The sequence below is a fragment of the Streptomyces sp. NPDC057280 genome, assembly GCF_042668605.1.
GTDB lineage: Bacteria > Actinomycetota > Actinomycetes > Streptomycetales > Streptomycetaceae > Streptomyces.
Genome location: NZ_JBHUYR010000003.1, coordinates 40729 through 64260 on the forward strand (window position 1 = coordinate 40729; position 23532 = coordinate 64260).

A 23532-nucleotide genomic window follows, 5' to 3' on the forward strand; every position below is an offset into this window, starting at 1 on the left:
CCCTCGCGCTGCTGCTCCTCGCCGCGCCGGCCGCCTCGGCCACCCGGGGAGAGGGGGAGCGCGGCTGAGGAATAGGCGGGGCGTGGTGGCCGTTCAAGGGTATGGTTGAACGGTCAACAACTTGGAGGATGATCGGCCATGCAGTTCGGGATCTTCAGCGTCGGTGATGTCACTCCGGACCCCACCACGGGCCGGACGCCGACCGAGCGCGAGCGCATCAAGGCCATGGTCGCCATCGCGCTGAAGGCCGAGGAGGTCGGGCTCGACGTCTTCGCGACCGGCGAGCACCACAACCCGCCGTTCGTGCCGTCCTCGCCGACCACCATGCTCGGCTACATCGCCGCGCAGACGGAGAGGCTCATCCTCTCCACCTCCACGACCCTCATCACCACCAACGACCCCGTGAAGATCGCCGAGGACTTCGCGATGCTCCAGCACCTGGCCGACGGGCGCGTCGACCTGATGATGGGGCGCGGGAACACCGGGCCGGTCTACCCCTGGTTCGGGCAGGACATCCGGCAGGGCATCAACCTCGCCATCGAGAACTACGCCCTGCTGCGCCGGCTGTGGCGCGAGGACGTGGTCGACTGGGAGGGCAAGTTCCGTACGCCGCTGCAGGGGTTCACCTCCACCCCGCGGCCGCTGGACGACGTACCGCCGTTCGTCTGGCACGGCTCCATCCGCTCGCCCGAGATCGCCGAGCAGGCCGCGTTCTACGGCGACGGCTTCTTCCACAACAACATCTTCTGGCCGGCCGACCACACCAAGCGGATGATCGAGCTGTACCGGACCCGGTACGCGCACTACGGGCACGGCACCCCCGAGCAGGCCGTCGTCGGCCTCGGCGGTCAGGTGTTCATGCGCAAGAACTCGCAGGACGCGGTGCGGGAGTTCCGGCCGTACTTCGACAACGCCCCGGTCTACGGGCACGGGCCGTCGCTGGAGGACTTCACCGACCAGACGCCGCTGACCGTGGGCTCGCCGCAGGAGGTCATCGAGAAGACGCTGACCTTCCGCGAGTACGCCGGCGACTACCAGCGCCAGCTGTTCCTGCTGGACCACGCCGGACTGCCGCTGAAGACCGTCCTCGAACAGCTCGACATCCTCGGCGAGGAAGTCGTTCCGGTGCTGCGCGAGGAGTTCGCGAAGGGACGCCCGGATGATGTGCCGGAGGCGCCCACCCACGCGTCGCTGCTGGCCGCTGCGAAGAAGGAGACTGTGTCGTCATGAAGCTTGTCGTCGTCTCGGCGGGACTGAGCGTGCCCTCCTCCACGCGGTTGCTCGCCGACCGGCTGGCCACCGCCGTGGGGCGGGCGGCGCCGGCGGAGGCGCCGGTGGACGTGCAGGTCGTCGAGTTGCGCGAGCTCGCCGTGGAGATCGCGCACTTCTTCACCAACGGGTTCCCGGGCAAGGCACTGGCCGCCGCGCAGGAGGCGGTGGCCGGGGCCGACGGGCTGATCGCCGTCACGCCGGTGTTCTCCGCCTCGTACAGCGGACTGTTCAAGTCGTTCTTCGACGTCCTCGACAAGGACGCGCTGGTCGGGAAGCCGGTGCTCGTCGCCGCGACCGGGGGCAGCGCGCGGCACTCGCTCGTGCTGGAGCACGCGCTGCGGCCGCTGTTCGCCTACCTGCGGGCCGTGGTCGTCCCGACCGCCGTCTACGCCGCCTCCGAGGACTGGGGCGCGGAGGGGCTGGAAGGGCGGATCGAGCGGGCCGCGGGCGAGCTGGCCGGGCTGATGACCGGGCTCTCGGCGGGGAAGGCGGCGACGGCGTCTCGGGCGGCGACGGAGCTGCCGGGCGCGCGGTCCGGGGCCGACGGCGGCTTCACGGTCGTGCCCTTCGCCGAGCAGCTGGCCGCGCTGGCGCCCAAGCGGTGAGAAGACGGTAGGGGTAGGGGGCGCGGTTGTCCCTGTGACGGTGAGAGGCGGGTAAAAAGGCTGATCGTCGGCTCGCTCGCCCGGCTGAACCGGCGGATGCCTTGGCACTATGGAGGCGTGCCTCAGACCGTGCTGCTCGCCGAAGACGACCGCGCCATCCGTCATGCGCTGGAGCGTGCCCTGACCCTGGAGGGCTACCGGGTCACCGCGGTCGCCGACGGGGTCGAGGCACTCGCGCAGGCCCACCGCACCCCGCCGGACGTGCTCGTCCTCGACGTGATGATGCCCGGCATCGACGGGCTCCAGGTGTGCCGGGTGCTGCGTGCCGAGGGTGACCGGACGCCGATCCTGATGCTGACGGCGCTCGTGGAGACCCAGGACCGGATCGCCGGGCTGGACGCGGGCGCCGACGACTACGTGCTGAAGCCGTTCGACGTCGAAGAGGTGTTCGCCCGGTTGCGGGCGCTGCTGCGGCGGACCGGAAGCGGTGGCGGAAGCGTGGGCGCCGGCGCGGGCGGTGGTACGGGTACCGGTCCGGGCCCGGCCGGTGGTGGGGTTCCGGGGAACGGTGACCTCGCGCAGAAGGTCGTGGCCGAGCGGTATCTGGAAGCCGCCGGGCTGCGCATGGATCCGCAGGCGCGACGGGCCTGGCGGGACGGGCGGGAGCTGGAGCTGACCCGTACCGAGTTCGAGCTGCTGGAGCTGCTCGTCCGCAACGCCGGGATCGTGCTCGACCACTCGACCATCTACGACCGGATCTGGGGCTACGACTTCGGGCCCGGCTCGAAGAACCTCGCCGTCTACGTCGGCTATCTGCGGCGCAAGCTGGATGAGCCGGGGGCGCCGCAGCTGATCCACACCGTGCGCGGCGTGGGGTACGTGCTGCGGGAGGACTGAGTGGGACGCCTCGCGCGGCTGCTGCGTCGGCGGCGGCCCGGGCTGGTGTCTCTCGGGACCACCTTCGCCGTGTCCTTCGCGGCGGTCACCGCCGCCGTCACCGTGCTCGTCGGCATCCTGTCCTACAGCGCCGCCGCCCGGCTGGTGCGGGTCGACCAGCAGTCCGTGTTCGACGAGGTCGTGCAGGATCTGCGGGACGAGGTGCGGCAGCACCGGATGTCGCCGGAGGACTTCTCGTCGTCGGCGCCGGGGCATGACCTGGTGCGGCCGGCCCGTACGGACGTACAGGTGCTGGGGGCGGACGGGTCCGTCGTCGATCCCGGCAGTCCCGGGCTGCCGGTGCGGCATGCGGACCGGGCTGTCGCGCGGGCCTCGGCGGCCGGGGAGCTGACCGAGCACAAGGACGTCGACGTCGGCAGCGACGTGTACCGCGTGGCGACCGTGTCGCTCGGGGGCGGGCGGGGGGCCGTGCAGGTCGCCCAGGAGTTCAGTGACACCGAAGACCTGTTGCAGGCGCTTCAGCAGCGGACGCTGATCCTCATGGCGGCCGTCGTGGTCGGGGCCGGGCTGTTCGGGTGGTGGCTGGCCCGGCGGATCACCCGGCGGCTGGTCGTCCTCACGGCCGCCGCGGAGGACGTCGCCCGTACCCGGCGGCTCGGTGTCCAGGTGCCCGTCACCGGCTATGACGAGGTGGGGCGGCTCGGGCGGGCCTTCGACCGGATGCTCGGGCGGCTCGCGCAGTCGGAGGAGGACCAGCGGCGGCTGGTGCAGGACGCGGGGCATGAGTTGCGTACGCCGCTGACCTCGTTGCGGACCAATATCTCGTTGCTGCGGCGGATCGACGAGTTCCCCCCGGAGACGCGGGAGGAACTGGTCGCCGACCTCGGTCAGGAGGCGCGGGAACTGACCGACCTGGTGAACGAGCTGGTCGAGCTGGCCGCGGGACAGTCCGACACCGAGCCGCCGCAGCGGGTGGATCTCGCCGACATCGCGGAGGACGTGGCGGGGGTGGCTCGGCGGCGTACCGGGCGGGAGATCCTGGTGCGGGCGAGCGGGGACACGTCCACCGACGGGCGGCCGGGGATGCTGACGCGAGCTGTGTCCAACCTCGTGGAGAACGCGGTGAAGTTCGACCGGGAGGGGCGGGGGCCGGTCGAGATCCGGGTGGCCGGGCCCGCGCGGGCGGGGGCGGTGCGGGTGGAGGTGCTGGACCGGGGGCCCGGGGTCGGGGACGAGGATCTTGTGCGGGTGTTCGATCGGTTCTATCGGGCTGCGGATGCCCGGTCGTTGCCGGGGTCGGGGCTGGGGCTGTCGATCGTGCGGGAGGTCGCGCTGGCGCACGGGGGTGCGCCGTTCGCCGTTCGGCGGGACGGGGGCGGGATGGTGATGGGGTTCACCGTGGGGGGCTCGGGCTGACCTGCGGGCTCGTGGGGGTTCGCGTTCGCGGGTGCGGTTCGGTGGGGGTCGGGGCCGCGCCGGGGGGTGTCCGTCCTCGGAACGGCGCGGAATCGGGCAGCTATAACAGGGCTCCCGTGTTGACGCGCCAACCGCTGCGGGCGGACACCCCCCGACACGTCCCCTTCCCGCCGTCGCCGGGTGCGCGCTGCGGGTCGCGGTCGGTCAGTTCGGTACGCCCAGGACCTTGAGCATCGCCCTTGTCGCCGGGCTCGGGTTGAAGCGGCTCCAGATGAGGTATTCGATGCGGCTCGGGCCGTCGGACACCGGGACCAGGGCCAGGGTCGGGTCCGCTTGGGCGAGTGGGGTGATGAAGGCCGAGGGGAGGAGCGCCACGCCCAGGCCGCGGGCTACCAGGCGGGTGATCAGCTCGACGACGCCCGCCTCGTAGGCGACGTCACGGACCAGGCCCGCGGCGGCGAACGCCTGGTCGGACTGGGCCCGGGCCGGGGTGCCGGAGACGAAGTCCACGAACGTCTCGTCGGCGATCTCGCGCAGGGTGACCTGGGATGTGTCGGCCAGGGGGTGGCCGGCCGGGACGAGGAGGGCGTGTCTGTCGTGGTCCAGGGCGATGGCCTCCACGTCTGTCGGGTGCTGGCTCTCCGGCAGGCCCAGGAACGCGATGTCCAGCTTGCCGTCCCGGACGGCCGCGGCCAGGTCGTCACTGCGTCCCGAGCGCAGGTCGACCCGGACCTGCGGGTGCCTCGCCCGGTACCGCTGGAGCAGTTCCGGTACGTCCACCGCGGCCGTCGTCACGATCACGCCCACGGCGAGCCGGCCCCGTACCACCCCCGTCGCGGCCGCGGCGTCGGCCACCGCGCGGTCGGCCGCGGCCAGGCACTCGCGTGCCGCGGCGACGAACGCCTCGCCCGCACTGGTCAGTTCGACACGGCGGCTGGTGCGGGCGAAGAGCCGTACGCCCAACTCCCGTTCCAGTCCGGCGATTCGATGGCTGAGGGAGGACTGGACGACCTCGCAGCGCTCGGCGGCGCGGGTGAAGTTGCGGGTTTCGGCGACGGCCACGACGTAGCGCATCTGCTGGAGGTCCATGGCCGCATTATGTATGGGTGCTGTGCATGGGTGCTATCGGACTGATGCTTTGGATTCATCGGTCTTGGCACTGACACTCGCCTCATGACTGCCTTGCTCGAACGACCGCCGGAGACCTCGCAGGCGCGGCAGGCCGCCACCGTCGCGCTCACCGCGCTCGCCCCGGCGGCCTGGGGCACCACGTACGCCGTGACCACCGAACTGCTGCCGCCCGGGCATCCGTTGTTCTCCGGGCTGATGCGTGCCCTGCCCGCCGGGCTGGTCGGGCTCGCCCTGACCCGGGTGCTGCCGCGCGGGGCGTGGTGGTGGAAGGCCGCGGTGCTCGGTGTGCTCAACATCGGTGCGTTGTATCCCCTGTTGTTCGTCGCGGCCGAACGGCTCCCCGGCGGAGTCGCCGCCACGCTCGGCGCCACCCAGCCCCTGCTGGTCGCCGGGCTCGCCGCCGCCGTGCTGCACGACCGGCCGACCCTGTGGCGCTGGGGCTGGGGGGTGGCCGGTGTCGTCGGGGTCGGGCTCGTGGTGCTCGGGCCGGGGGCGCGACTGGATGCGGTGGGGGTGGTGGCGGGGCTTGCCGGTACGGCGTCCATGGCCGCCGGGGTGGTGCTGCTGAAGCGCTGGGGGCGGCCGGCAGGGGTCGGGCCACTGGCGTTGGCCAGTTGGCAACTGACGGTCGGCGGGCTGGTGTTGGTGCCTCTCGTCCTGCTCGGTGAGGGAGTGCCGGAGCGGATCGACTCGGGGGCCGCCGCCGGATATCTGTGGCTCGGCAGCATGGGCGGGCTCATCGCCCACATGCTGTGGTCCCGCGGGATCGGCAGGCTGCCGGTGGGCGCGTCGGCCCCGCTGGTGCTGCTGTCCCCGCTGGTCGCCGCCGTCGTGGGCGTCGCCCTGGGCGAGTCACTGAACCTGCCGCAGACCCTCGGGTTCGTGCTGGCGCTGGCCGCGATGCTCGCGGCGCAACTGGATGCCCCGGGGTGGGGCAAGTGGATCGGGAGAGGACTGAGATGAATCTTGTGGTGCTCGGTGCCACCGGGATGGTCGGACGTCGTGTGGGCGCGGAGGCCGGGGCGCGCGGGCATCGGGTGCTCGCGTTGTCGCGGAAGGGGGAGACGGTGGGGGACGGCGTCACCGGGGTCGCGGTCGACGCCGGTGACCCGGCGGCCCTGGCCGAGGTGCTAGCCGGGTCCGGTGCGGACGCCTTCGTTCTCGCCGTGCGGAGTCATCCGGCCGATGAGGGGTTTCTCGTGGGGGTGACCCGGACCGTGCTGGACACCGCCGCGCGGCTCGGTGTCCGGGTGCTCGTGGTCGGCGGGGCCGGGGCCCTGCGCAGCCCGGGGGCGGGGGAGCTGCTGGTCGCCCATGACCCCGTGTACGTGCCGGACGCGCTGCGGGCCGTCGCCGAGGCGGGGGTCGCCCAACTCCGTTCCTGTGAAGGGCACTTCGGCGCCGACTGGGTCTATCTGAGCCCGCCCGGCCTGCTGGAGCCGGGTGAGCGGACCGGGCGTTACCGGCGGGGCACCGACACGCTGCTCGCGGATGCGGGTGGGCGGTCGTGGATCAGCGCCGAGGATCTGGCCGTCGCCGTGCTCGACGAACTGGAGGGCGGTGGCGGCGAGCGGCACTTCACCGTGGTGGCGGACGGCGAGGACGAGTACCCGTACCCAGGGCGGGGCGAGTGATCGCGCCCATCCGGCGGGGGCCGGGGGCGGCTTAGCGTCCTGGAGCCTGTTCGTGCGGCGGGACGACGGGGACGAGCGGATGTCGTTCACCCGACCCCGCCTGGGAGGAGGGGGACGCCGGGCCCGCGGGGGACCATCTGCGGCCGCCGGTGTTCGGGCCCGCGCGGGACTGACCCGTCACGGCTCGCGCAGTGCCGTCGCCCCTTGCCGCCAGGCTCCCAGCAGCCTGGCGGCCAGGCGGTCCTCCAGGTACGTCGTCGCGCGGACGCCGAACACCACATCCGCGTCCAGCTCCGGCTCGCTCTCCAGGAGACCGGCGACGACGTCCTGTCGTACGACCTGCTCGTGCACGGCGTCGGCCTCGACGTGCTCGGCGTAGAACCGTACGGCCGCCGGGCCCGCCCCCACCCGGCGCAGCGCCTCGGCGAGGCGGCGGGAGCCGGGGGACGAGGTCACCTCGACGGCGGCGAAGTGGCCGACCAGCGCGCCGCGCAGCGCCCGGTGCAGACCGAACAGGGACATCATGTTGACGACGGCGAGCGCCTCGGCCGGGGCCGCGTCGACGTAGTGTCCGTACGCCGTCTCCAGCTTCAGGTCCGTCATCAGGTCGGCGAACAGCTCCGCGTGGATCTCGTCCGGGCGGCCCGCGCCGAACTCGTCGAACTCCACCGCGACCATCCCCGCCTTGGCCCGACCGTGCAGCCGGGGGATGACCCAGGCGTGCGGGTCGGCCTCCTTCAGGTGGTAGAGCGAGCGCAGCGCCGCGTACTCGCGCAGCTGGTCGAGGGTGCCCTCGTCGCGCAGGAAGAACGACACGCTCGTGCCGTCGGGGTCGGCGGTCGGTTCGACCTGGAGCTCGTCGAGGGCGGTGGTGGCGGTCGTGCCGGTGGTCGGGACGTCCTCACGCAGAGCCCGCAGGAAGCGGTCTTCGAGGGCGGCACGGCAGGCGAGCAGGGCGCTGTCCCACTCCAGGGTGTCGGGGACGTCGCGGAAGCCGCGGTAGTGCAGCTCGTAGAGGGTGTAGAGGGCGAGTTGGAGGTCGTCGCCGTAGGCGGGCGCGTCCTCCGGGACGGTCGTCGGGGCCGGGCCGCCCAGGAGAGCGGCCCGGACCGCGGCGGAGAGCGGGCCGCGGGGAGTGGGGAGCGGCGCGGGCCGGTGCCGGGAGGCGTCGGTCATGTCCGGCGCCCTTCGTCGGCCGCTGTGCCGGTCCGGCGCTCGCGGCGGCGGTGGCTGGTGTCGCACCACGGGTACAGGCGGCTGCGGCGGCAGGTGCACACCGCGACCTCGAAACGGTCGGAGACGGTCACCTCGCCGTGTTCGTCGACCACTTCGACCGGCCCCTCGATCAGCAGGGGCCCGTCGCGCTGGACGCGGACGCGGCGGGGGCGGTCAGCAGGCGCGGCCACGGATCACCACCAGTTCCTCCGTCGTGTCGCCGTTCGCCAGGCCTCGCTCGCGCAGCCAGTCGAGCCGGGAGCGCAGCACCGGGCCGAACGGCAGCCGGGTGCGGTCGACGACCTCCGCGCGCAGACCCGCCTCGGTGAGGCGGGTCAGGGTGGCGTCGACCCCGCACAGATGGGAGTGGACGAGAAGCAGGGCCCCCGTGGGTCTCAGGACCGCCGGTGCGGAGTCGCAGACCCTGTCGATCAGCCGGCGGCCGTCCGGGCCCGCGTCCCAGGCACGGGCGGGGCCGCGGGTCGGGGCCGCGCCGGGGGCGGGGACGTAGGGCGGGTTGGCGAGCACCAGGTCGAAGCGGCGGCCGGGGACCGCCGAGGCGAGGTCGCCGTGGCGGACGCGCAGGCGCTGGCCGTTCAGCACGCCGTTGAGCCAGGTGGCCGCGACCGCCCGCCAGGAGATGTCGACCGCGGTGACCCGGCCGCCGAGCCGGGCCGCCTCGACCGCGAGCGCCCCGCTGCCGGTGCCGAGGTCCAGCACATGCGTCCGGTCCGTGATCGGTTCCCGGTGCAGGGCCCGCCCCAGGAGCCGGGTGTCGGCCTGCGGCGCGTACACGCCCCGGGGGACGAAGCAGCGACGGGGGTCGGCGGGAGTGGGGCAGCCGACAGTGGTGGAGGGCATGGGGGTCCTGGTGGGGGGTGAGGGGGTGGGGGCGGTGGGGCGGACGGCGGGGCCGGTCAGTCGTCGCCGCGGACGATGTTCCACTCGCCGCTGGTGTCCGTGGCGGACGGGCGGATGCCGTCGTCGACGGGGGAGAGGCAGGTGCGTACGCCCTTGTCGCGGAGCGTGCGGGCCTTCCTCCAGCCCGTCTTGGCCACCCGTAGGGCGTCGGACGTGTCGTTCTTGACGGTGGGCGCGGTCACGGCGGTTCAACTTCTCTCTGTCTCGTCGAGCTGTCGGCCGAGTTCCCTCCTGAGCCGCGGGAAAACGGTCGTCCTTGTCGTCCTCAGAGGTCGCGCCGCTCCAGCGGACGTACCGCGGGCCCCTGGAGGATGCTGCCGTCGGGGGCGAACCGGGAGCCGTGACAGGGGCATTCCCACGCCTGTTCGGCGTGGTTGAAGGCCACGACGCAGCCGAGGTGGGTGCAGTTCGCCGAGACCGCCCGGAGCCGTCCGTTCTCGTCGCGGTGCACGGCACACCGGTGGCCGCCCACCCGCATCACCGCGCCGTCGCCCGGCGCGAGGTCCTCCGGCGCCGGACCCGACAGGGGCGGCAGCCGGTCGCCGACGAAGTGCCGGGCGACCTGCGTCTGGTGCTTGAGGAAGGACACGCCCTCGCGGACGACGGAGCCGAGGCGGCGCGGGTCGTACAGGCCCGCCCACGGGACCTCCCGGCCGGCCATCAGGTCGGTGATCAGGCGGCCCGCCATGATGCCGCCGCTCAGTCCCCAGCCGCCGAAGCCGGTGGCCACGTAGGTGTGCCCGTTGCCGGGGTGGAGGGGGCCGACGAGGGGCACGGAGTCGGTGGAGTCGTTGTCCTGGGTCGCCCAGCGGTGGGTCAGGGTCAGCCCGGGGAAGCGGTCGCCGGCCCACTCCGAGAGCCGCGCGAAACGCTTGTCGACGTCCGCGGTGCCGGGGGTGAAGTGCTCGCCGGTGACGATCAGCAGCCGTACGCCTTCGTCGTCGCCGTAGGGCGCGCTGCGCACCGAGCGGGTGTTCTGCTCCGTCGTGATGTACATGTCGCGCGGGGCGCGGCTCGCGTCGATGGTCCCGGCCACGACCAGCTCGCGGCGGGGGGAGAGGCGGGTGAAGAGCAGGGCCCGGTCGAACACGGGGTAGTGGGTGGCGACGACCACGTCGTTGGCCCGCACCGTCACCCCGGCGTCGGTCGTCAGGACGCACGGCTCGCCCTCGGTAAGGGCGACGACCCGCGTGTCCTCGTACACCGTGCCGCCGCGCCTGCGCAGATCCTCGGCGAGCGCCAGCAGGTACTTGCGGGGGTGGAACTGGGCCTGGCGCACCACCTTGACCGCGCCCGCCACCGGGAACGGCAGGTCGGTGTCGGTGACGAAGGAGGCCGCCAGGCCCGCCTCGCGCGCCGCTTCCGCCTCGGCCCGCAGCTCCGCGACGGCGTCCGCGTCCTCGGCGTACGTGAACGCGGCCGCCTCCTCCCAGTCGCAGTCCACGCCCAGCTCCGCCACGGTCTCCGCGGCGTGCCGGATCGCCTCCGTCTGCGAGAGGGCGTACAGCCGTGCCCCTTCCGGTCCGCGCGTGCGGCGCAGCCGGTCGTAGACGAGGGTGTGCAGGGCGCTCAGCTTGGCCGTGGTGCGGCCGGTCACCCCGGCGGCGAGCCGGCCGGCCTCCAGCACGGCCACCTCGCGGCCCTCCCGGACCAGTTCCCAGGCCGTGCTCAGCCCGGCCATGCCGCCGCCGATCACGGCGACGTCGACGCTCAGATCGCCGGTGGGCGGGGGTGCGGGGTCGCCGGGCGGGGCGGTCTCGAGCCAGTACGACCCCCGGAGTCCTGCGTCGGCGTTCATGGCCGCCTCCTGTCGTGTGTTCGTTGCTGATCGCTGTCCCGCAGCAGCCGCAGCACCGCCTCCTCCACCGCCCCCTGGGTGGCCGGTTCGCCGAAGCGGACGTCCGCGCCGAGGCGGTCCAGGCAGGGGGCGATGGTGCGGCCCTGCTCGTAGAGCTCGACGACCCGGGGGTTGATGTACGAGGCGCGGCAGACGGCCGGGGTGTTGCCCAGATAGCCGGCCACCTCGCGGACGGCGCGGTTCTCGGCGCGGGTGCGGGCCGCGCGGGACTCGGACGCGACGGGCTCGGCGACGGCGAGCGCGACCGCCGCGAGCACGGTGGCGTGCCAGGTGCGGAAGTCCTTCGCGGTGAGGTCGGTGCCTGCGCGGTCGCGCAGGTAGGTGTTGAGGTCGTCGGCGTGCACGTCGTGCCAGGCGCCGCCCTGCCAGTAGGCGAAGAGGCGGTCGCCGCCGCGGCTGCCGCGGCGCAGCAGTGCGCGTACCGTCCGGCACACCGCGTCCTCGGCGAGCGACTGTTCCACGTCCTTGCCGTGCTTGGCCGGGTAGGCGAAGCACACCCCGCCGCCTCGGCACGAGGCGTGCTCGCGGAGCAGGGTGGTGAGCCCGTGGGTGTCGTTGTCGCGGCGGTAGGAGTCGTTGCCGATCCGGAAGAACCCCAGGTCGAGCAGGCGGGCCGCGCAGGCCAGCACCCGCTTGCGGCACAGGCCCCGGGCGGCGAGGTCCGCGGCCAGACGCTCGCGCAGCCGGGGCAGGGCGGGGACCACGTCCAGGACGTGCCGGTGCTTGGCCGCCTCCTGCTGCTCGCGGAAGCGCGGGTGGTACAGGTACTGGCGGCGTCCGGCGGCATCGGTGCCGGTGGCCTGGATGTGCCCGTTGGGTGCGGGGCAGATCCACACGTCCTCCCAGGCGGGCGGGACGACGAGCCGGCGCAGGCGCTCCTTCTCGGCGGCGTCCGTGATGGCGCGGCCACCGGGATCGACGTACCGGAAGCCCCGTCCGCAGCGGACCCTGGTGATGCCGGGGGCCTGGAGGTCGCTGGTGCGCAGTCGTGCCGTACGCCGCGAACCGCCCGGTCCGGACGCCGAGGTCACTGCCACGGTGTGCCGCGCCTTTCCCGGCGGGCCCCTTCCCTGGTGGCGCGGCACAGCAGCCGGAATCCCTGGAGCAGGGTGAGGGGCCACAGCGCGGCGAAGCACCACAGGACGGCGGGGTCCGAGGTGCGGACGCCCAGGACGACGAGGGACACCGAGGCGCTGAGCAGTGCGGCCGTCGACAGCGGCAGCCAGCTGCGGGAGACGGGGCGGCGCGGCCGCCGGTTCGTAGGGTGGCCCATCCGCCGGGTGAGGCGCCGGTCGGCGCTCAGTTCCGCCTCCATCCGGCTCAGGGCGAGGCGTTCGTGCGGGGAGAGCACGACGTCGTCGGGGTCGCTGCGGTCGTTCATCGGCATCTCTTTCGTCACCCGTGTTTCCTCACCGGCCGGGTTCCCCGTCGGGGTGAGGCGACGCCTCCCGGGTACTCGGCGCCGTGCACGTACGGAACCAAGAACGAAGAACAGGGAGGAACTCATGAGCACGGTCAAGAAGGCGGTCGAGGTGGAGGTGCCGCTGCACCGGGCGTACAACCAGTGGACCCAGTTCGAGGAGTTCCCGAAGTTCATGGAGGGCGTCGACGAGGTCACTCAGCTCGACGACCGGCACAACCACTGGACCACCAGCATCGGAGGCGTCCGGCGCGAGTTCGACACGGAGATCGTCGACCAGCTGCCCGACGACCGGATCACCTGGCGCACGGTCGGTGGCGACACCCAGCAGCGCGGCTCGGTCCGCTTCGAGCGGGTGGACGACATGCACACCAAGGTGGAGCTGACCATGGACGTCGAGCCCACCGGCATGGCCGAGAAGGGCGCGGACGCGCTCGGTCTGATCGACCGCCGGGTCTCCGGCGACCTGCGCCGCTTCAAGGACTACGTCGAGAGCGGCGCGGAGAGCGGCGGCTGGCGCGGCCGGATCCGCCCCGAGGACCCGGGCATGTCCCCGCTGTGATCAGGCGCTGAGTCCCGTGCAACCCGAGGTGGACCGGATCGCGCAGCCCTGGGGCGAGCGCACACCTTACGGCCGCGGCGGTACGTGGCCGGTGCGCGTCGACTCCTACCTGGCGCCCGGTGTCACCGCGGACGGAGTGCGGCGGTGGGTGCCGACGGCATCGCTGCTGCACTCCAACGGGGACGCGATGGACGTCGCGGTCGCCGACGGCCGGATCGTCGGCGTCCGCGGCCGGGCCGGGGACCGGGTCAACCACGGCCGGCTGGGTCCGAAGGACCTGTTCGGCTGGCAGGCCAACCACTCCCCGGACCGCCTGACCACCCCGCTGATCAGGGAGGACGGTCAACTTGTCCCGTGTGACTGGGACACGGCGATGGACCGGATCGTCGCCCGCACCCGGCGGCTGCTGGCCGAGCGGGGACCCGACGCCCTCGGCTTCTACACCAGCGGCCAACTGTTCCTGGAGGAGTACTACACCCTCGCCGTGATCGCCCGTGCCGGCCTGGGCACCCCCCACCTCGACGGCAACACCCGGCTGTGCACGGCGACCGCCGCCGAGTCGCTGAAGGAGACCTTCGGCTGCGACGGGCAGCCCGCCTCGTACACGGACGTCGACCACGCCGACGTCATCGCCCTGTTCGGGCACAACATGGCCGAGACCCAGCCGGTGCTGTGGATGCGGGTCCTGGACCGGCTGGCGGGCGGTGATCCGCCACGGCTGCTGTGCGTCGACCCCCGCCCCACGCAGGTCGCCCGCCATGCCACCGTCCACCTCGCGCCCCGCTCCGGCACGAACGTGGCCCTGCTGAACGCCCTCCTGCACGAGATCATCCGCACCGACCGCGTCGACCACGCCTACGTCGAGGCCCACACCGTCGGCTACGAGGAACTGGCCGCGCGGGTCGCCGGGTTCACCCCGGAGCGGGCCGCCGGGATCTGTGACGTACCGGCGCGGAAGATCAGTGAGGCGGCCGAGCTCCTGGGCGGCGCCGAGCGGTTGCTGTCCACGGTGCTCCAGGGCGTCTACCAGTCCCACCAGGCCACGGCCGCCGCCTGCCAGGTCAACAACCTCCAGCTGATCCGGGGCATGCTCGGCCGGCCCGGCTGCGGGGTGCTGCAGATGAACGGCCAGCCCACCGCCCAGAACACCCGGGAGTGCGGCGCCGACGGCGACCTGCCCGGCTTCCGCAACTGGCAGAACGACGACCATGTCGCCGACCTCGCCCGGGTCTGGAACGTCGAGCCGTCCCGCATCCCGCACAACGCCCCGCCCACCCCGGCGATGGAGATCTTCGGCAGGGCCGAGGAGGGCGACATCCGGCTGCTGTGGATCTCCGGCACGAATCCCGCGGTGTCCCTGCCGGAGCTGCACCGCATCCGCGACATCCTGGGCGGCGACGGCCTGTTCACGGTCGTCCAGGACCTCTACCTCACCGAGACCGCCCGGTTCGCGGACGTCGTCCTGCCCGCCGCGACCTGGGGCGAGAAGACCGGCACGTTCACCAACACCGACCGCACGGTCCACCTCTGCGAGAAGGCGGTCGACCCGCCCGGCGACGCCCGCCCGGACCTCGACATCCTGCTGGACTACGCCCGCCGGATGGACTTCCGCGACAAGGACGACGGCCCGCTGATCCCCTGGCACGACCCCGAGTCGGCGTTCCGGGCCTGGCAGGAGTGCAGTCGCGGCCGCCCCTGCGACTACACCGGCCTGAGCTACGACCGCCTGCGCGCCGCGGGCGGCATCCAGTGGCCCTGCACCAGCGCGGCGCCCGATGGCACGGAACGCCTCTACACCGACGGGATCACCTGGGCCGCGCCGGAGACCTGCGAGTCGTACGGCAAGGACGTGATGACGGGCGAGTCGATGACGGAGGACGACTACCGCGCGCTGAACCCGGACGGCAAGGCGGTCCTGAGGCCGGCGGACTACGAGCCGCCGGAGGAACCCACGGACGCCGCCTACCCGCTGCAACTGAACACCGGCCGTACCGTCTACCACTTCCACACCCGCACCAAGACCGGCCGCGTCCCCCAACTGAACGCTGCCGCGCCCGAGGTGTGGGTGGAGATCTCCGCCGGGGAGGCAGCGCGGCACGGTGTGGCGGAGGGCGACCTGGTCGAGGTCACCAGCCGGCGCGGCTCGCTGCGCGGGCGGTTGCGGGTCACGGGCATCCGGGACGGCATGGTGTTCGTCCCGTTCCACTACGGCTACTGGGACACGGCGGAGGGCGACCGGCCCGGCAAGGACGGCGGCCGAGCGGCGAACGAGACGACGCTCACCGACTGGGACCCGGTCTCCAAGCAGCCCCTGTTCAAGACGGCGGCGGCCCGTCTGACCCTGGTCGATCGGGCCGGGGAGGCGATCAGCCCGGCCCCCACGACCACGGCCTCCGCCCCGGCCGGCCCGTGCCGGGCACCGGCGACGACGGGTGGGGCGGCGGCGATGGCGGGGCAGGCCGGTGAGGCGTGAGAAGGCTCAGGACCGCACCGGGCAGTACGGGCTCAGGGCCACACCGGGCAGTACGGGCTCAGGGCCACACCGGGCAGTACGGGCTCAGGGCCACACCAGGCAGTACGGCTGATGCCCGGCCTCGTGCAGCCGGTGGCTGAAGTCCTGCCACTCGTGCAGCGGTTGGGGGCGGGAGGGCACTGACCTGGGGTTTCTCGCTGAATTGTGCGTTGACCTGCGGAAACTCCTCTTCGTAGTTCTCAGTAGTCAACGCCGTTTCCCGAGCTCATGTGCCCTGGATGTGCCCTCGGGGCACATACAGGGCAGCCGTGAGTTCGTGTCTATCGCCCCTTGCTGGGGGCAGTGATGCAGACAAGGATCCCAGAGGGGCAGTGTCCGGGAGGCCGCTTGAGCTGTTTGGCAGGTCGGTCCGTACCCATATGGGTTGGATGAACGGCAGGGCCGCTGTGGGCGGTCGAATCGCGGTGAGGCAGGGTGGGGGCCATGGTGACCTTGGCGAATTCCCTGATGGGTGGTTCTGTTCAGGCGGCTTCCCGCAGCTTGCTGGAGCCGGATGGACAGGCCCGGGCTGTATCCGTCTTGGGGGCCGAGGCGCTGTGTTTCTACCGGCTGGACAAGACTGAGCACGCGCGACGAGAGCAAGCGTCGGCCGCTCGGTTGGACCACTTGGCCGATCTGGAGCGACTGCTGGCCCTCCCGGTCGGTATCCCCGTTCCGCTGGGGGTGCTGGACCAAACAGTTCGGCGTGCAGTGAGGGCTTTGCCGGCTGGTGCGGTGGATCGAGATCGAAAGACGGTCACCCGACGCGCCGTGCGGCCCCTCCAGGTAGATCTCGCTGTAGTCCGTGCATCGAACTGGCGCCAGGGCCTCGAACGGGCGGGGCGGTTTGCTCCCTTCTGTCGTCGGGCCATGCTGTTGGATCGTCATCCAGTCCATCTGGACGAGGCTCTCGTGGAAGCCAACTTCTACGGCATCGGCGTCTTCCTCGTCTCGGGAGATGACGTGGAGCTGGTGCTGGAGCCGGAGGAGTACAGGCCGCCACGCCACACCGCTGCGGCCTGGTGGTTCGTCGAGGATCTGTATCAGCGCCTGCGTTCAGCGTCGGCTGTCTGAGCGGGGCGCACTGGCTTCGTCGGGCGCAGCCAAGGCCCAGCGATCGAGCTGTGGCCGAGACTTGAATGCGCCGGGCTGCCTGATGGACGTGTTGATCACGTCGTACTGGTCGAGAGCCTTTCGGCATCGGTCGTACCACCACTGCTGACGCGCCATGCCAGGCTCGACGGAGGTGAGGGTACGCAGCCACTCCATGAGGACCGCAACGTTGTGGGCCGCCGCTGCGGCAGGGAGTTTGTCGCGGTTGCTCGTGAAGGCGTCCAGAGCCAGGTTGCCCTCGCAGGACGCGCAGAAGCAGACCGGTGCATCGGCGCCACCGTAGCGTTTGGCGATCGTCTCCCCTAGGAAGAAGGCCATCAGCTCGGGGAAGAGGACGTGCGGTGATCGGATTGGGACGCGCTTGTTCGTCTGGGCCGTCTCACCTGGGGCGACGATGTGCCGGTACCGGCTGCTCGCGCCGAAGGCGGTGAAAGAAGCCCCGGAGGCCAGAGCGCCGAACGCTGCGAGATCGGTGCGCAGGAGCGCGGCCTCGGGAACTTCCGCGACGAGCTGCCTGAGATGGTTCACGGCCTTGGCGTAGCGGCCGAGGGGATCCATCTGCCCGCCCAGCATGATGGCCGTCGGGCCCTTGATCATCTGAAGGTAGGCGATGAGCTGGCGGGTCGATTCCTCGTCACGCAGCCAGGAGACATCGATGGGTGCAGCAAAGATCACTGCTGGATCGTCGAGTTCCAGGACACGCATCACAGCGGCCCTGAGTGCGTCGGAGTCCTCGGCCCTGATGTACCCGGTCGGGGTCATGGGAAGAGTTGCTCCGGCGTCACGCTGCTCGGCCAGAGACAGCTCCAGAGGGTCGTCGAGGAACAGCGTGGGCTCGACGTCGTAGGGGAAAGGGTTCTCCTCGGTCGCAGGGCTGACCTCGTACACGGCCGGGTCGATGAGAAGGGGAGCGGTGAAGCCCTCCCTGAACCGCAGCGCACTGGCCTTCTTCACGGCGTCAGTGCCGCAAAGGACGAGACCGCTGCGTCGCGGGTCGACCTGTGCCTGGACGTAGCCGAGCCTGGCTGTGCTGACCTGGATCAGCATGCGATCCCGCAAGCGCTCCATGCTGTCCGACTGCGGTCGCGCGCCGACAGCGTCGGGAGGCTCGGTCAGGTCGGAGCGAGGACGGGGCAGCGGCGCGGAGCGGTCGGTCATGGTTACCTTCGAATTGCCGGGGACGAGGATGAGGCGGCGCCCTCGACGTACAGGCGCTGGAAGTCTTCGGGTAGCAGGTGCGCGCAGGCTGCCGCATCCTCCAGAGGCATTTGGTGATCGGTCAGCAACGTGCGTACGAGAGCGGGGATGCGCTGCGGTTGTTCGGGCGGAACCTCGACGGGCTCCGCGGTCCGGTAGCCGAGCGCCGACATTTCGATCACGAGATTGCGGTACTGCCAATCGCTGAGGGCGTTCAGGGTCTGGGCTCGACGCAGCAGAGCGCCCATGGATGTGCCCCAGATGCGCTTCAGATCTGCCAACTTGGCCAGATCGACGCCGCCGGAGAACGCCTCCCGGATGTCGGAGGCCGGCATCAAGAACTCGGCTGCGAAAGCGTCGGCCTGCTTCTCCTGCGTGGACCCGGCTCCCGGCTCGGGGTGCATCACCAGATGGCCCAACTCGTGCGCGATGCTGAAACGGCGTCGATCGCCTGGTGCCCGAGTGTTTGCGAGTAGTAGCGGCTGTCCGTCCTCATCCCACTGGCTCACGGCGTCCAGAAGGTCGCTGTCCAGGTCGATGGTGACCACCAGGGCGCCGGCGTTCTCCAGCACTCCGACCATGTCGGGCACCGGGCCGGGGGCGATGCCCCACTCCCTGCGAACGCGCCGCGCGGCGTCTTTGGGGGTGATGAGGTCGTCCAGCGGGACTCTGAAGAAGTGCCGTGTGATCTTCGGCAGTGCTGCCGCTGCTGTCAGGCCGTCCAACTGCAGTCGGGCGAGAGCCAGGTGCGCGTGCACACGTCGCAGTGCGGAAGCGGACAGAGACGCCTTCTTGCGGTGGTGAACCAGACCAACTCCGATGCCGTTGACCTGGGGGTCCAGGCATAGCAGTTCGGCTGGGTATCCCAGGGCGGTGGCGTACAGCTCCAGGCGCTCGTCGGAGACCACGAGACGGCCAGCTTCCGCGCGGCTCACGTATCCCTGGGATACCGGTGTGGAGCCACCGGGTGACGCCTTGGTCATCGCTGTGGCGAGTTCGGTCTGCGTCAGCCCGCGGGACTCGCGCGCGAGCACGAGCATCCCAGGCTGCGCTTGCAGCTCACCGATCGCCATCACACGACACCACCTCGCATCAGACCTCGAAACAGTAGCACGAAATATTCCGCGAGGGATTCGAGGCGGGCCAGGGGTGTGGCGACCCTGGGCTGCTTCCTGGTTGAACTGCGGGCCGGATCGACTGCTGCGGATCCGGCCTCCGATGTGTTCTTGCAGCTCAGGCGGTAGCGATGGGGGCCAACTGTTGCACCCGGTTGTCTGCCGCGGTTGCGAGGTACCGTTCGGCGTCAAGCGCGGCCGCGCAGCCGCTCGCCGCAGCGGTGATGGCCTGCCGGTAGGTGTGGTCGACGACGTCTCCGACGCCGAAGACGCCCGGGATGTTCGTACGGGTCGACGGCGACTGCCCCTTCAGGTAGTCGGTGCTGTCCAACTCCAGCTGGCCCCTGAAGAGTTCGGTGCGCGGGTTGTGGCCGATGGCGATGAACAGGCCGGTCACGTCGAGGTCGCGGGTCGTGCCGGTGGAGACGTCGCGCAGGACGACTCCGGCGAGCTTGCCGTCCGCTTCCCTGATCTCCGCGATCTCGCTGTCGAAGGCGAAGGAGATCTTGTCGTCGGCGAAGGCGCGGTTCTGCATGACCTGCGAAGCCCGCAGGGTGGAGCGGCGGTGGACGACGGTGACGGAGCGGGCGAAGCGGGTGAGGAAGGTGGCTTCCTCCATGGCGGTGTCGCCGCCGCCGACGACCACGATGTCGCGGTCGCGGAAGAAGAAGCCGTGGCAGGTGGCGCTCCAGGACAGACCGCGGCCGGACAGCTCGTCCTCGCGCGGCAGGCCGAGCTTGCGGTAGCCGGAGCCGGTCGCGACGATCACCGTCCTCGCGCGGTGCACGGTGCCCGACGTGTCCGTGACGGTCTTGATGTCGCCGGTCAGGTCGACCTCGACTATGTCATCGTCGACCATCTCGGCACCGAAGCGCATCGCCTGGGCCCGCATGTTCTCCATCAGAACCGGGCCGTCGACGCCCTCCGGGAAGCCGGGGAAGTTCTCGACCTCAGTGGTCGTCGTCAGCGCACCGCCGACGAAGATCGCGCCGCCGAACACGAGAGGCTTGAGCTCGGCGCGGGCGGTGTAGAGGGCGGCGGTGTATCCGGCGGGGCAGGAGCCGATGACGATGACCTCGCGTATGCCGTCGCTATCGGGTCTGTCGGTTACGGGGTCACGCCTCCTGCTTGGCGTCGATCTCGGCGATCAGGGCCTCGATGCGCGTCTTGATCTCGTCGCGGATGGGACGGACGGCCTCGACTCCCTTGCCCGCCGGGTCCTCCAGGGCCCAGTCGAGGTACTTCTTGCCGGGGAAGATCGGGCAGGCGTCGCCGCAGCCCATGGTGATGACGAAGTCGGACGCCTGGACGGCCTCGGTGGTGAGGATCTTGGGCTTCTGGTCGGCGATGTCGATGCCGACCTCCTTCATGGCCTCGACTGCGGAGGGGTTGACCTGGTCGCCGGGGATCGAGCCGGCGGAGCGGACCTCGATCCGGTCGCCCGCGAGGTGGTTGAGGAATCCGGCGGCCATCTGCGAACGCCCGGCGTTGTGGACACAGACGAACAGGACGGAGGCGAGCGGGCTGGAGGACATCGGCTCTTCCTTCGGGAGTGGATCAAGAGGGTTGTGCGGGAGTCGGTTTCCAGCTCTCGGCAGGGAGGCCGGCGTTCGGTGAGATCAGCCCAAGCTGGTATCAGCCTGGAGTGATGTGAAAGTATCAGTCCATGCTGACGTCAGTCGACACTGATCTGATGCGGGTTCTCTCCGACCCGCTCCGCCTCCAGATCGTCACCTTGCTGGCCAAGGAGACGCTCTGCACCACGCACCTGATCGAGGAGACGGGGGCCAAGCAGACCAACCTCTCCAACCATTTGAAGGTGCTGCGCGAGGCGGGGGTCGTGGAGACGGAGCCATGCGGCCGGTTCACCTACTACCGGCTCAAGCCCGACGTCATCGCCTCGCTCGCCGGCCAGTTCGCCGACCTCGCGGAGACCGCGCGCGCCACCGCCGAGAACAACGTCAAGCGGTCCTGCCCCTGATCACCCGCCTGCCGGCGACCCGCACCGAGGAGTCCACTTGACCGCCACCGAGGCCACCGAGCACGACGGAACCGGGCAGCCCTCCATAGCCCCGGCCGCTGAGCCTCAGCCCGCCCCCGGCGCCACCCCGCCCCAGGCCCCTCCGCTGTTCGCCAAGGCCGCCGCCGAACTGGTCGGCACCGCGGTACTCGTCGCGGTCGTGGTCGGCTCCGGTATCCAGGCCACCGAACTAACCAAGGACGTCGGCCTCCAACTCCTGGCCAACTCCACGGCAACCGTCTTTGGCCTCGGCGTCCTGATCCTCCTGCTCGGGCCGGTCTCCGGCGCGCACTTCAACCCCGCCGTCACCCTCGCCGAGTGGTGGACCGCTCGCAGAAGCGGCGCCGGCGTCACCGTGCGGGAAGCGGCCGCCTACGTCCCCGCACAGATCGTCGGCGCGATTCTGGGCGCCGTCCTGGCCGACGCGATGTTCGGCGAGCCGCTGGTCAAGTGGTCCACGCACGACCGGTCAGCTGGGCACCTGTTGCTCGGCGAGGTCGTCGCGACGGCCGGGCTGATCCTGCTGATCTTCGGCCTGGCCCGCACCGACCGGCTCCGTTTCGCCCCCGTGGCCGTCGCCTCCTACATCGGCGCCGCCTACTGGTTCACCTCATCGACGTCCTTCGCCAACCCGGCGGTGACCATCGGCCGCGCCTTCACCGACACCTTCGCCGGCATCGCGCCGGGGTCGGTGGCGGGGTTCATCGGCATGCAGCTCGTCGGCGCGGTGCTCGGGCTGGCGTTGGTGGCCCTCATCTTCCAGTTCGGGCGGGAGACTGCCGAGTGACACCTACCGCCAGAAAAGGGCGGGCGTTGGTGGCCGGGCGGTGCGTCTAATAGGGGGCGTGACCAATCAGGCTTCTCCCGCGTTGTGGCGGTTCATCCAGGACGGCGCCCCCGACGCGTTCACGCTCATCGTCGAAACCGCGAACGGGCAGTACGTGCGGCGCATACGTCCGGCGCTGCCTCTGCCGTCCGACGTGGAGCACGGCCCGGGTGCCGAGGCGGCAGCCCACACCGCCGCCGCCACCTGGGGGCTGTCCGACTTCGTCTTCCAGTCCGCTTACGCCAGCAAGGGCTCCGGGCAGCGCGAACTCGGCGACCGGCTGCTGCTGGCCGGCGGACGCGGCGCGGTGATCCAGGTCAAGGCGCGCACGATCCAGCCCAAGGACGCGGACAGCGAGGTGGCCTGGATCAAGAAGGTGGCGGCCAAGGCCGTACGCCAGGCCAAGGGCACCGTGCGTCAGTTGCGCATGCTGCCCGCCGACATGACCAACGGCCGCGAGCGCACGCTGACCGTCGACGGCAACGCCTACGAGTGGATCGGAGTGTTCCTGCTGGACCACGAGCAGGTACCCGAGGGCACGATCTGTTCGCTGGAGCCGATCGGCATCCCCACGATCGCCCTGACACGGCGGGACTGGGACTTCCTCTTCGACCAGCTGCGCTCTACCACCGCCGTCCTGGATTACCTCTTTCGCGCCGCCGTCGAACCTCCCGTCGCCCTGGGCGAAGAGCCCGTGCGTTACTACGAGTTCGCCGCGGCTGACGCCGATGCACCCCCGGGCCCCCTCAACCCCGATGTCGCCGCACTCGGCGGTACCCATTTCTCCACCCCGCTGCTCCCGCAGGCCCCGGTGGGATCGGACCACGCCCATCGGGTGATGCGCCTCATCATGGAGGACGTCGCCACCAGCGCCATCCGCTCGCAGATCAGCGAAGCTAACCGACAGCTCCTGCTCTCCGACCTGGACAAGCTGCCGGTCGGAGCGCGCGCCGAGTGGGGGCAGCTGCTGCTGGACATGCTGGCCGACGTGCGCGGGGTGCCTGACCACGAATCCAAGTGGCGCTGGCGCCGTTCCATTGACCCGTCCGGCACCCGCCAGCTCATCTTCGGATGCGCCACGCGGTTCGGTCCCGAGGTGGAAGCCGCCTTCCAGTCGTACGTGCTACTGCGCCACCACCAGTTGCACCAGCAGACCGGCCTGGCCGAACAGAGCTCCACCCTCGGTGTGCTGCTCACCCCGCGCACCGACGGCCGCCGACCGTGGGACACCACCCTGGTGCGCACCGAGGGCGACAACGGCCTGAGCCCCGAGGAGGTGGAGCGGTACACCCAGCTCTGGAACCCGCAGCCCGCCGAAGCCGCCTAACGCGGTCGTGGGCCTTCAGCGGGTGGTGCGACTGCGGCACCCGATGGATGAGTCCGGCCATGGGCTCATCGGGCCGACCCCAATGGTGGGTTCCCTCGGCTGCCGGTCGCCTTCAGGCTGCGGTCGGCGTGATCGTCAGCAGCTTGCCCATTGCGGCCAGCACGGACGGCTCGACGCGGTAGTAGACCCAGGTGCCGCGCCGCTCGGAGGTGAGCAGGCCGGCCTCCTTGAGCTTCTTCAGGTGGTGGGAGACGGTCGGCTGGGAGACGCCGACGTCGGAGATGTCGCACACGCACGCCTCGCCGCCCTCGTGCGAGGCGACCGATGTGAACAGCCGCAGCCGCACCGGGTCACCGAGCGCCTTGAACATCCGCGCGGCCGTCTCGGCCTCCTCCGCGGAGAACGGCCGCTCGGTGAGCGGCGGGCAGCACGGCGCCACGGCGTCGGACTCAGCCTCGATCAGCGGCAGCACCTTGGTGTTCGACATGCAT

25 protein-coding genes are annotated in these 23532 nt (G+C 71.3%); 12 read left to right on the top strand and 13 right to left on the bottom strand.

Annotation, left to right across the window (positions count from 1 at the left end):
* Positions 1-138: 138 nt before the first annotated feature.
* The 4 genes from ACFUO4_RS18585 to ACFUO4_RS18600 all read left to right on the top strand — a co-directional run bounded on the left by ACFUO4_RS18585 (position 139) and on the right by ACFUO4_RS18600 (position 4190).
* Entirely contained in the window at positions 139-1230 is a 1092-nt protein-coding gene (locus tag ACFUO4_RS18585; RefSeq protein ID WP_079310665.1) for an LLM class flavin-dependent oxidoreductase, read from the top strand.
* On the top strand, positions 1227-1877 hold the full coding sequence (locus ACFUO4_RS18590; protein ID WP_383485881.1) for a CE1759 family FMN reductase: 651 nt from the start codon (positions 1227-1229) through the stop codon (positions 1875-1877). The genes ACFUO4_RS18585 and ACFUO4_RS18590 overlap by 4 nt, the downstream gene beginning before the upstream one ends.
* Positions 1878-1994: 117 nt before the next feature.
* On the top strand, positions 1995-2774 hold the full coding sequence (locus ACFUO4_RS18595) for a response regulator transcription factor (protein ID WP_383485884.1): 780 nt from the start codon (positions 1995-1997) through the stop codon (positions 2772-2774).
* Positions 2775-4190 carry an ATP-binding protein gene (locus tag ACFUO4_RS18600; protein ID WP_383485887.1) on the top strand — a complete coding sequence of 472 codons (1416 nt, stop codon included), beginning with the start codon at positions 2775-2777 and terminating at the stop codon, positions 4188-4190.
* Positions 4191-4394: 204 nt separating this feature from the next.
* Here the strand turns inward: ACFUO4_RS18600 and ACFUO4_RS18605 are convergent, their stop codons facing one another.
* On the bottom strand, positions 4395-5279 hold the full coding sequence (locus ACFUO4_RS18605) for a LysR family transcriptional regulator (RefSeq protein WP_383485890.1): 885 nt from the start codon (positions 5277-5279) through the stop codon (positions 4395-4397).
* An 84-nt stretch (positions 5280-5363) separates the two neighbouring features.
* Here ACFUO4_RS18605 and ACFUO4_RS18610 point away from each other — a divergent pair, with 84 nt between their 5' ends.
* Both ACFUO4_RS18610 and ACFUO4_RS18615 read left to right on the top strand, forming a co-directional pair.
* The gene (locus ACFUO4_RS18610; protein ID WP_383485893.1) at positions 5364-6284 is read left to right on the top strand and encodes an EamA family transporter; all 921 of its coding nucleotides are present in this window, start codon (positions 5364-5366) and stop codon (positions 6282-6284) included.
* A complete protein-coding gene (locus ACFUO4_RS18615; RefSeq protein ID WP_383485896.1) occupies positions 6281-6955 on the top strand; it encodes an NAD(P)-dependent oxidoreductase in 675 nt (224 codons plus the stop codon). The genes ACFUO4_RS18610 and ACFUO4_RS18615 overlap by 4 nt, the downstream gene beginning before the upstream one ends.
* 177 nt (positions 6956-7132) lie before the next feature.
* On the opposite strand, the gene ACFUO4_RS18620 is transcribed toward ACFUO4_RS18615, so the two are convergent.
* The 7 genes from ACFUO4_RS18620 to ACFUO4_RS18650 all read right to left on the bottom strand — a co-directional run bounded on the left by ACFUO4_RS18620 (position 7133) and on the right by ACFUO4_RS18650 (position 12330).
* Positions 7133-8131: an iron-containing redox enzyme family protein gene (locus ACFUO4_RS18620; RefSeq protein WP_383485899.1), complete on the bottom strand. Its 999-nt coding sequence runs from the start codon at positions 8129-8131 to the stop codon at positions 7133-7135.
* The gene (locus ACFUO4_RS18625) at positions 8128-8361 is read right to left on the bottom strand and encodes a CDGSH iron-sulfur domain-containing protein (RefSeq protein ID WP_383485902.1); all 234 of its coding nucleotides are present in this window, start codon (positions 8359-8361) and stop codon (positions 8128-8130) included. The genes ACFUO4_RS18620 and ACFUO4_RS18625 overlap by 4 nt, the downstream gene beginning before the upstream one ends.
* Positions 8345-9031, bottom strand: coding sequence for a HemK2/MTQ2 family protein methyltransferase (locus ACFUO4_RS18630; protein WP_383485905.1), 687 nt, complete (start codon positions 9029-9031; stop codon positions 8345-8347). Before ACFUO4_RS18630 ends, ACFUO4_RS18625 begins: the two co-directional genes overlap by 17 nt.
* A 56-nt stretch (positions 9032-9087) precedes the next feature.
* Entirely contained in the window at positions 9088-9273 is a 186-nt protein-coding gene (locus ACFUO4_RS18635; RefSeq protein WP_383485908.1) for a hypothetical protein, read from the bottom strand.
* An 83-nt stretch (positions 9274-9356) separates the two neighbouring features.
* Positions 9357-10889, bottom strand: coding sequence for an FAD-dependent oxidoreductase (locus tag ACFUO4_RS18640; protein WP_383485911.1), 1533 nt, complete (start codon positions 10887-10889; stop codon positions 9357-9359).
* Positions 10886-11986 carry a DNA topoisomerase IB gene (locus ACFUO4_RS18645; protein ID WP_383485914.1) on the bottom strand — a complete coding sequence of 367 codons (1101 nt, stop codon included), beginning with the start codon at positions 11984-11986 and terminating at the stop codon, positions 10886-10888. Before ACFUO4_RS18645 ends, ACFUO4_RS18640 begins: the two co-directional genes overlap by 4 nt.
* The gene (locus ACFUO4_RS18650; protein ID WP_079306834.1) at positions 11977-12330 is read right to left on the bottom strand and encodes a DUF3040 domain-containing protein; all 354 of its coding nucleotides are present in this window, start codon (positions 12328-12330) and stop codon (positions 11977-11979) included. The genes ACFUO4_RS18645 and ACFUO4_RS18650 overlap by 10 nt, the downstream gene beginning before the upstream one ends.
* Positions 12331-12454: 124 nt before the next feature.
* Between ACFUO4_RS18650 and ACFUO4_RS18655 the strand changes: the two genes are divergently transcribed.
* The 3 genes from ACFUO4_RS18655 to ACFUO4_RS18665 all read left to right on the top strand — a co-directional run bounded on the left by ACFUO4_RS18655 (position 12455) and on the right by ACFUO4_RS18665 (position 16517).
* Complete coding sequence (locus tag ACFUO4_RS18655; protein ID WP_383485918.1) at positions 12455-12931, top strand: SRPBCC family protein; 477 nt, start codon at positions 12455-12457, stop codon at positions 12929-12931.
* Between the two features lie 16 nt (positions 12932-12947).
* Positions 12948-15404 carry a molybdopterin oxidoreductase family protein gene (locus ACFUO4_RS18660; RefSeq protein WP_383485921.1) on the top strand — a complete coding sequence of 819 codons (2457 nt, stop codon included), beginning with the start codon at positions 12948-12950 and terminating at the stop codon, positions 15402-15404.
* A gap of 483 nt (positions 15405-15887) precedes the next feature.
* Positions 15888-16517: a hypothetical protein gene (locus tag ACFUO4_RS18665; RefSeq protein WP_383485924.1), complete on the top strand. Its 630-nt coding sequence runs from the start codon at positions 15888-15890 to the stop codon at positions 16515-16517.
* On the opposite strand, the gene ACFUO4_RS18670 is transcribed toward ACFUO4_RS18665, so the two are convergent.
* The 4 genes from ACFUO4_RS18670 to ACFUO4_RS18685 all read right to left on the bottom strand — a co-directional run bounded on the left by ACFUO4_RS18670 (position 16500) and on the right by ACFUO4_RS18685 (position 20403).
* Positions 16500-17714 carry a hypothetical protein gene (locus tag ACFUO4_RS18670; protein WP_383485927.1) on the bottom strand — a complete coding sequence of 405 codons (1215 nt, stop codon included), beginning with the start codon at positions 17712-17714 and terminating at the stop codon, positions 16500-16502. The genes ACFUO4_RS18665 and ACFUO4_RS18670 overlap by 18 nt on opposite strands.
* Before the next feature lie 2 nt (positions 17715-17716).
* Positions 17717-18826 carry an ImmA/IrrE family metallo-endopeptidase gene (locus tag ACFUO4_RS18675; RefSeq protein WP_383485930.1) on the bottom strand — a complete coding sequence of 370 codons (1110 nt, stop codon included), beginning with the start codon at positions 18824-18826 and terminating at the stop codon, positions 17717-17719.
* 160 nt (positions 18827-18986) lie between these two features.
* Positions 18987-19952, bottom strand: coding sequence for a thioredoxin-disulfide reductase (trxB, locus tag ACFUO4_RS18680; protein WP_383487835.1), 966 nt, complete (start codon positions 19950-19952; stop codon positions 18987-18989).
* A 31-nt stretch (positions 19953-19983) separates the two neighbouring features.
* Positions 19984-20403: an arsenate reductase ArsC gene (locus ACFUO4_RS18685; RefSeq protein ID WP_383485933.1), complete on the bottom strand. Its 420-nt coding sequence runs from the start codon at positions 20401-20403 to the stop codon at positions 19984-19986.
* Between the two features lie 131 nt (positions 20404-20534).
* Here ACFUO4_RS18685 and ACFUO4_RS18690 point away from each other — a divergent pair, with 131 nt between their 5' ends.
* From ACFUO4_RS18690 to ACFUO4_RS18700, 3 genes are read left to right on the top strand one after another with little or no spacing between them, the layout of a single operon-like run.
* Positions 20535-20849 (top strand): ArsR/SmtB family transcription factor, encoded by a 315-nt coding sequence (locus ACFUO4_RS18690; protein WP_383485936.1) that lies wholly within the window; start codon positions 20535-20537, stop codon positions 20847-20849.
* A 37-nt stretch (positions 20850-20886) separates the two neighbouring features.
* Entirely contained in the window at positions 20887-21675 is a 789-nt protein-coding gene (locus tag ACFUO4_RS18695) for an aquaporin (RefSeq protein ID WP_383485939.1), read from the top strand.
* A gap of 58 nt (positions 21676-21733) precedes the next feature.
* Positions 21734-23041, top strand: a complete 1308-nt coding sequence (locus ACFUO4_RS18700; protein ID WP_383485942.1) for a hypothetical protein — start codon at positions 21734-21736, stop codon at positions 23039-23041.
* Between the two features lie 112 nt (positions 23042-23153).
* Here ACFUO4_RS18700 and ACFUO4_RS18705 read toward each other — a convergent pair whose 3' ends face one another.
* Entirely contained in the window at positions 23154-23528 is a 375-nt protein-coding gene (locus ACFUO4_RS18705; RefSeq protein ID WP_383485944.1) for an ArsR/SmtB family transcription factor, read from the bottom strand.
* Positions 23529-23532 lie beyond the last annotated feature (4 nt).

Bases quoted from the DNA above. Each gene is read 5' to 3' on its own strand.
- ACFUO4_RS18670 (WP_383485927.1), bottom strand. From the start codon at position 17,714: ATGACCGACCGCTCCGCGCCGCTGCCCCGTCCTCGCTCCGACCTGACC.
- ACFUO4_RS18685 (WP_383485933.1), bottom strand. From the start codon at position 20,403: ATGTCCTCCAGCCCGCTCGCCTCCGTCCTGTTCGTCTGTGTCCACAAC.
- ACFUO4_RS18610 (WP_383485893.1), top strand. From the start codon at position 5,364: ATGACTGCCTTGCTCGAACGACCGCCGGAGACCTCGCAGGCGCGGCAG.
- ACFUO4_RS18585 (WP_079310665.1), top strand. From the start codon at position 139: ATGCAGTTCGGGATCTTCAGCGTCGGTGATGTCACTCCGGACCCCACC.
- ACFUO4_RS18605 (WP_383485890.1), bottom strand. From the start codon at position 5,279: ATGGACCTCCAGCAGATGCGCTACGTCGTGGCCGTCGCCGAAACCCGC.
- ACFUO4_RS18630 (WP_383485905.1), bottom strand. From the start codon at position 9,031: ATGCCCTCCACCACTGTCGGCTGCCCCACTCCCGCCGACCCCCGTCGC.
- ACFUO4_RS18620 (WP_383485899.1), bottom strand. From the start codon at position 8,131: ATGACCGACGCCTCCCGGCACCGGCCCGCGCCGCTCCCCACTCCCCGC.
- ACFUO4_RS18615 (WP_383485896.1), top strand. From the start codon at position 6,281: ATGAATCTTGTGGTGCTCGGTGCCACCGGGATGGTCGGACGTCGTGTG.
- ACFUO4_RS18690 (WP_383485936.1), top strand. From the start codon at position 20,535: ATGCTGACGTCAGTCGACACTGATCTGATGCGGGTTCTCTCCGACCCG.
- ACFUO4_RS18650 (WP_079306834.1), bottom strand. From the start codon at position 12,330: ATGAACGACCGCAGCGACCCCGACGACGTCGTGCTCTCCCCGCACGAA.
- ACFUO4_RS18705 (WP_383485944.1), bottom strand. From the start codon at position 23,528: ATGTCGAACACCAAGGTGCTGCCGCTGATCGAGGCTGAGTCCGACGCC.
- ACFUO4_RS18655 (WP_383485918.1), top strand. From the start codon at position 12,455: ATGAGCACGGTCAAGAAGGCGGTCGAGGTGGAGGTGCCGCTGCACCGG.
- ACFUO4_RS18590 (WP_383485881.1), top strand. From the start codon at position 1,227: ATGAAGCTTGTCGTCGTCTCGGCGGGACTGAGCGTGCCCTCCTCCACG.
- ACFUO4_RS18675 (WP_383485930.1), bottom strand. From the start codon at position 18,826: ATGGCGATCGGTGAGCTGCAAGCGCAGCCTGGGATGCTCGTGCTCGCG.
- ACFUO4_RS18665 (WP_383485924.1), top strand. From the start codon at position 15,888: ATGGTGACCTTGGCGAATTCCCTGATGGGTGGTTCTGTTCAGGCGGCT.
- ACFUO4_RS18640 (WP_383485911.1), bottom strand. From the start codon at position 10,889: ATGAACGCCGACGCAGGACTCCGGGGGTCGTACTGGCTCGAGACCGCC.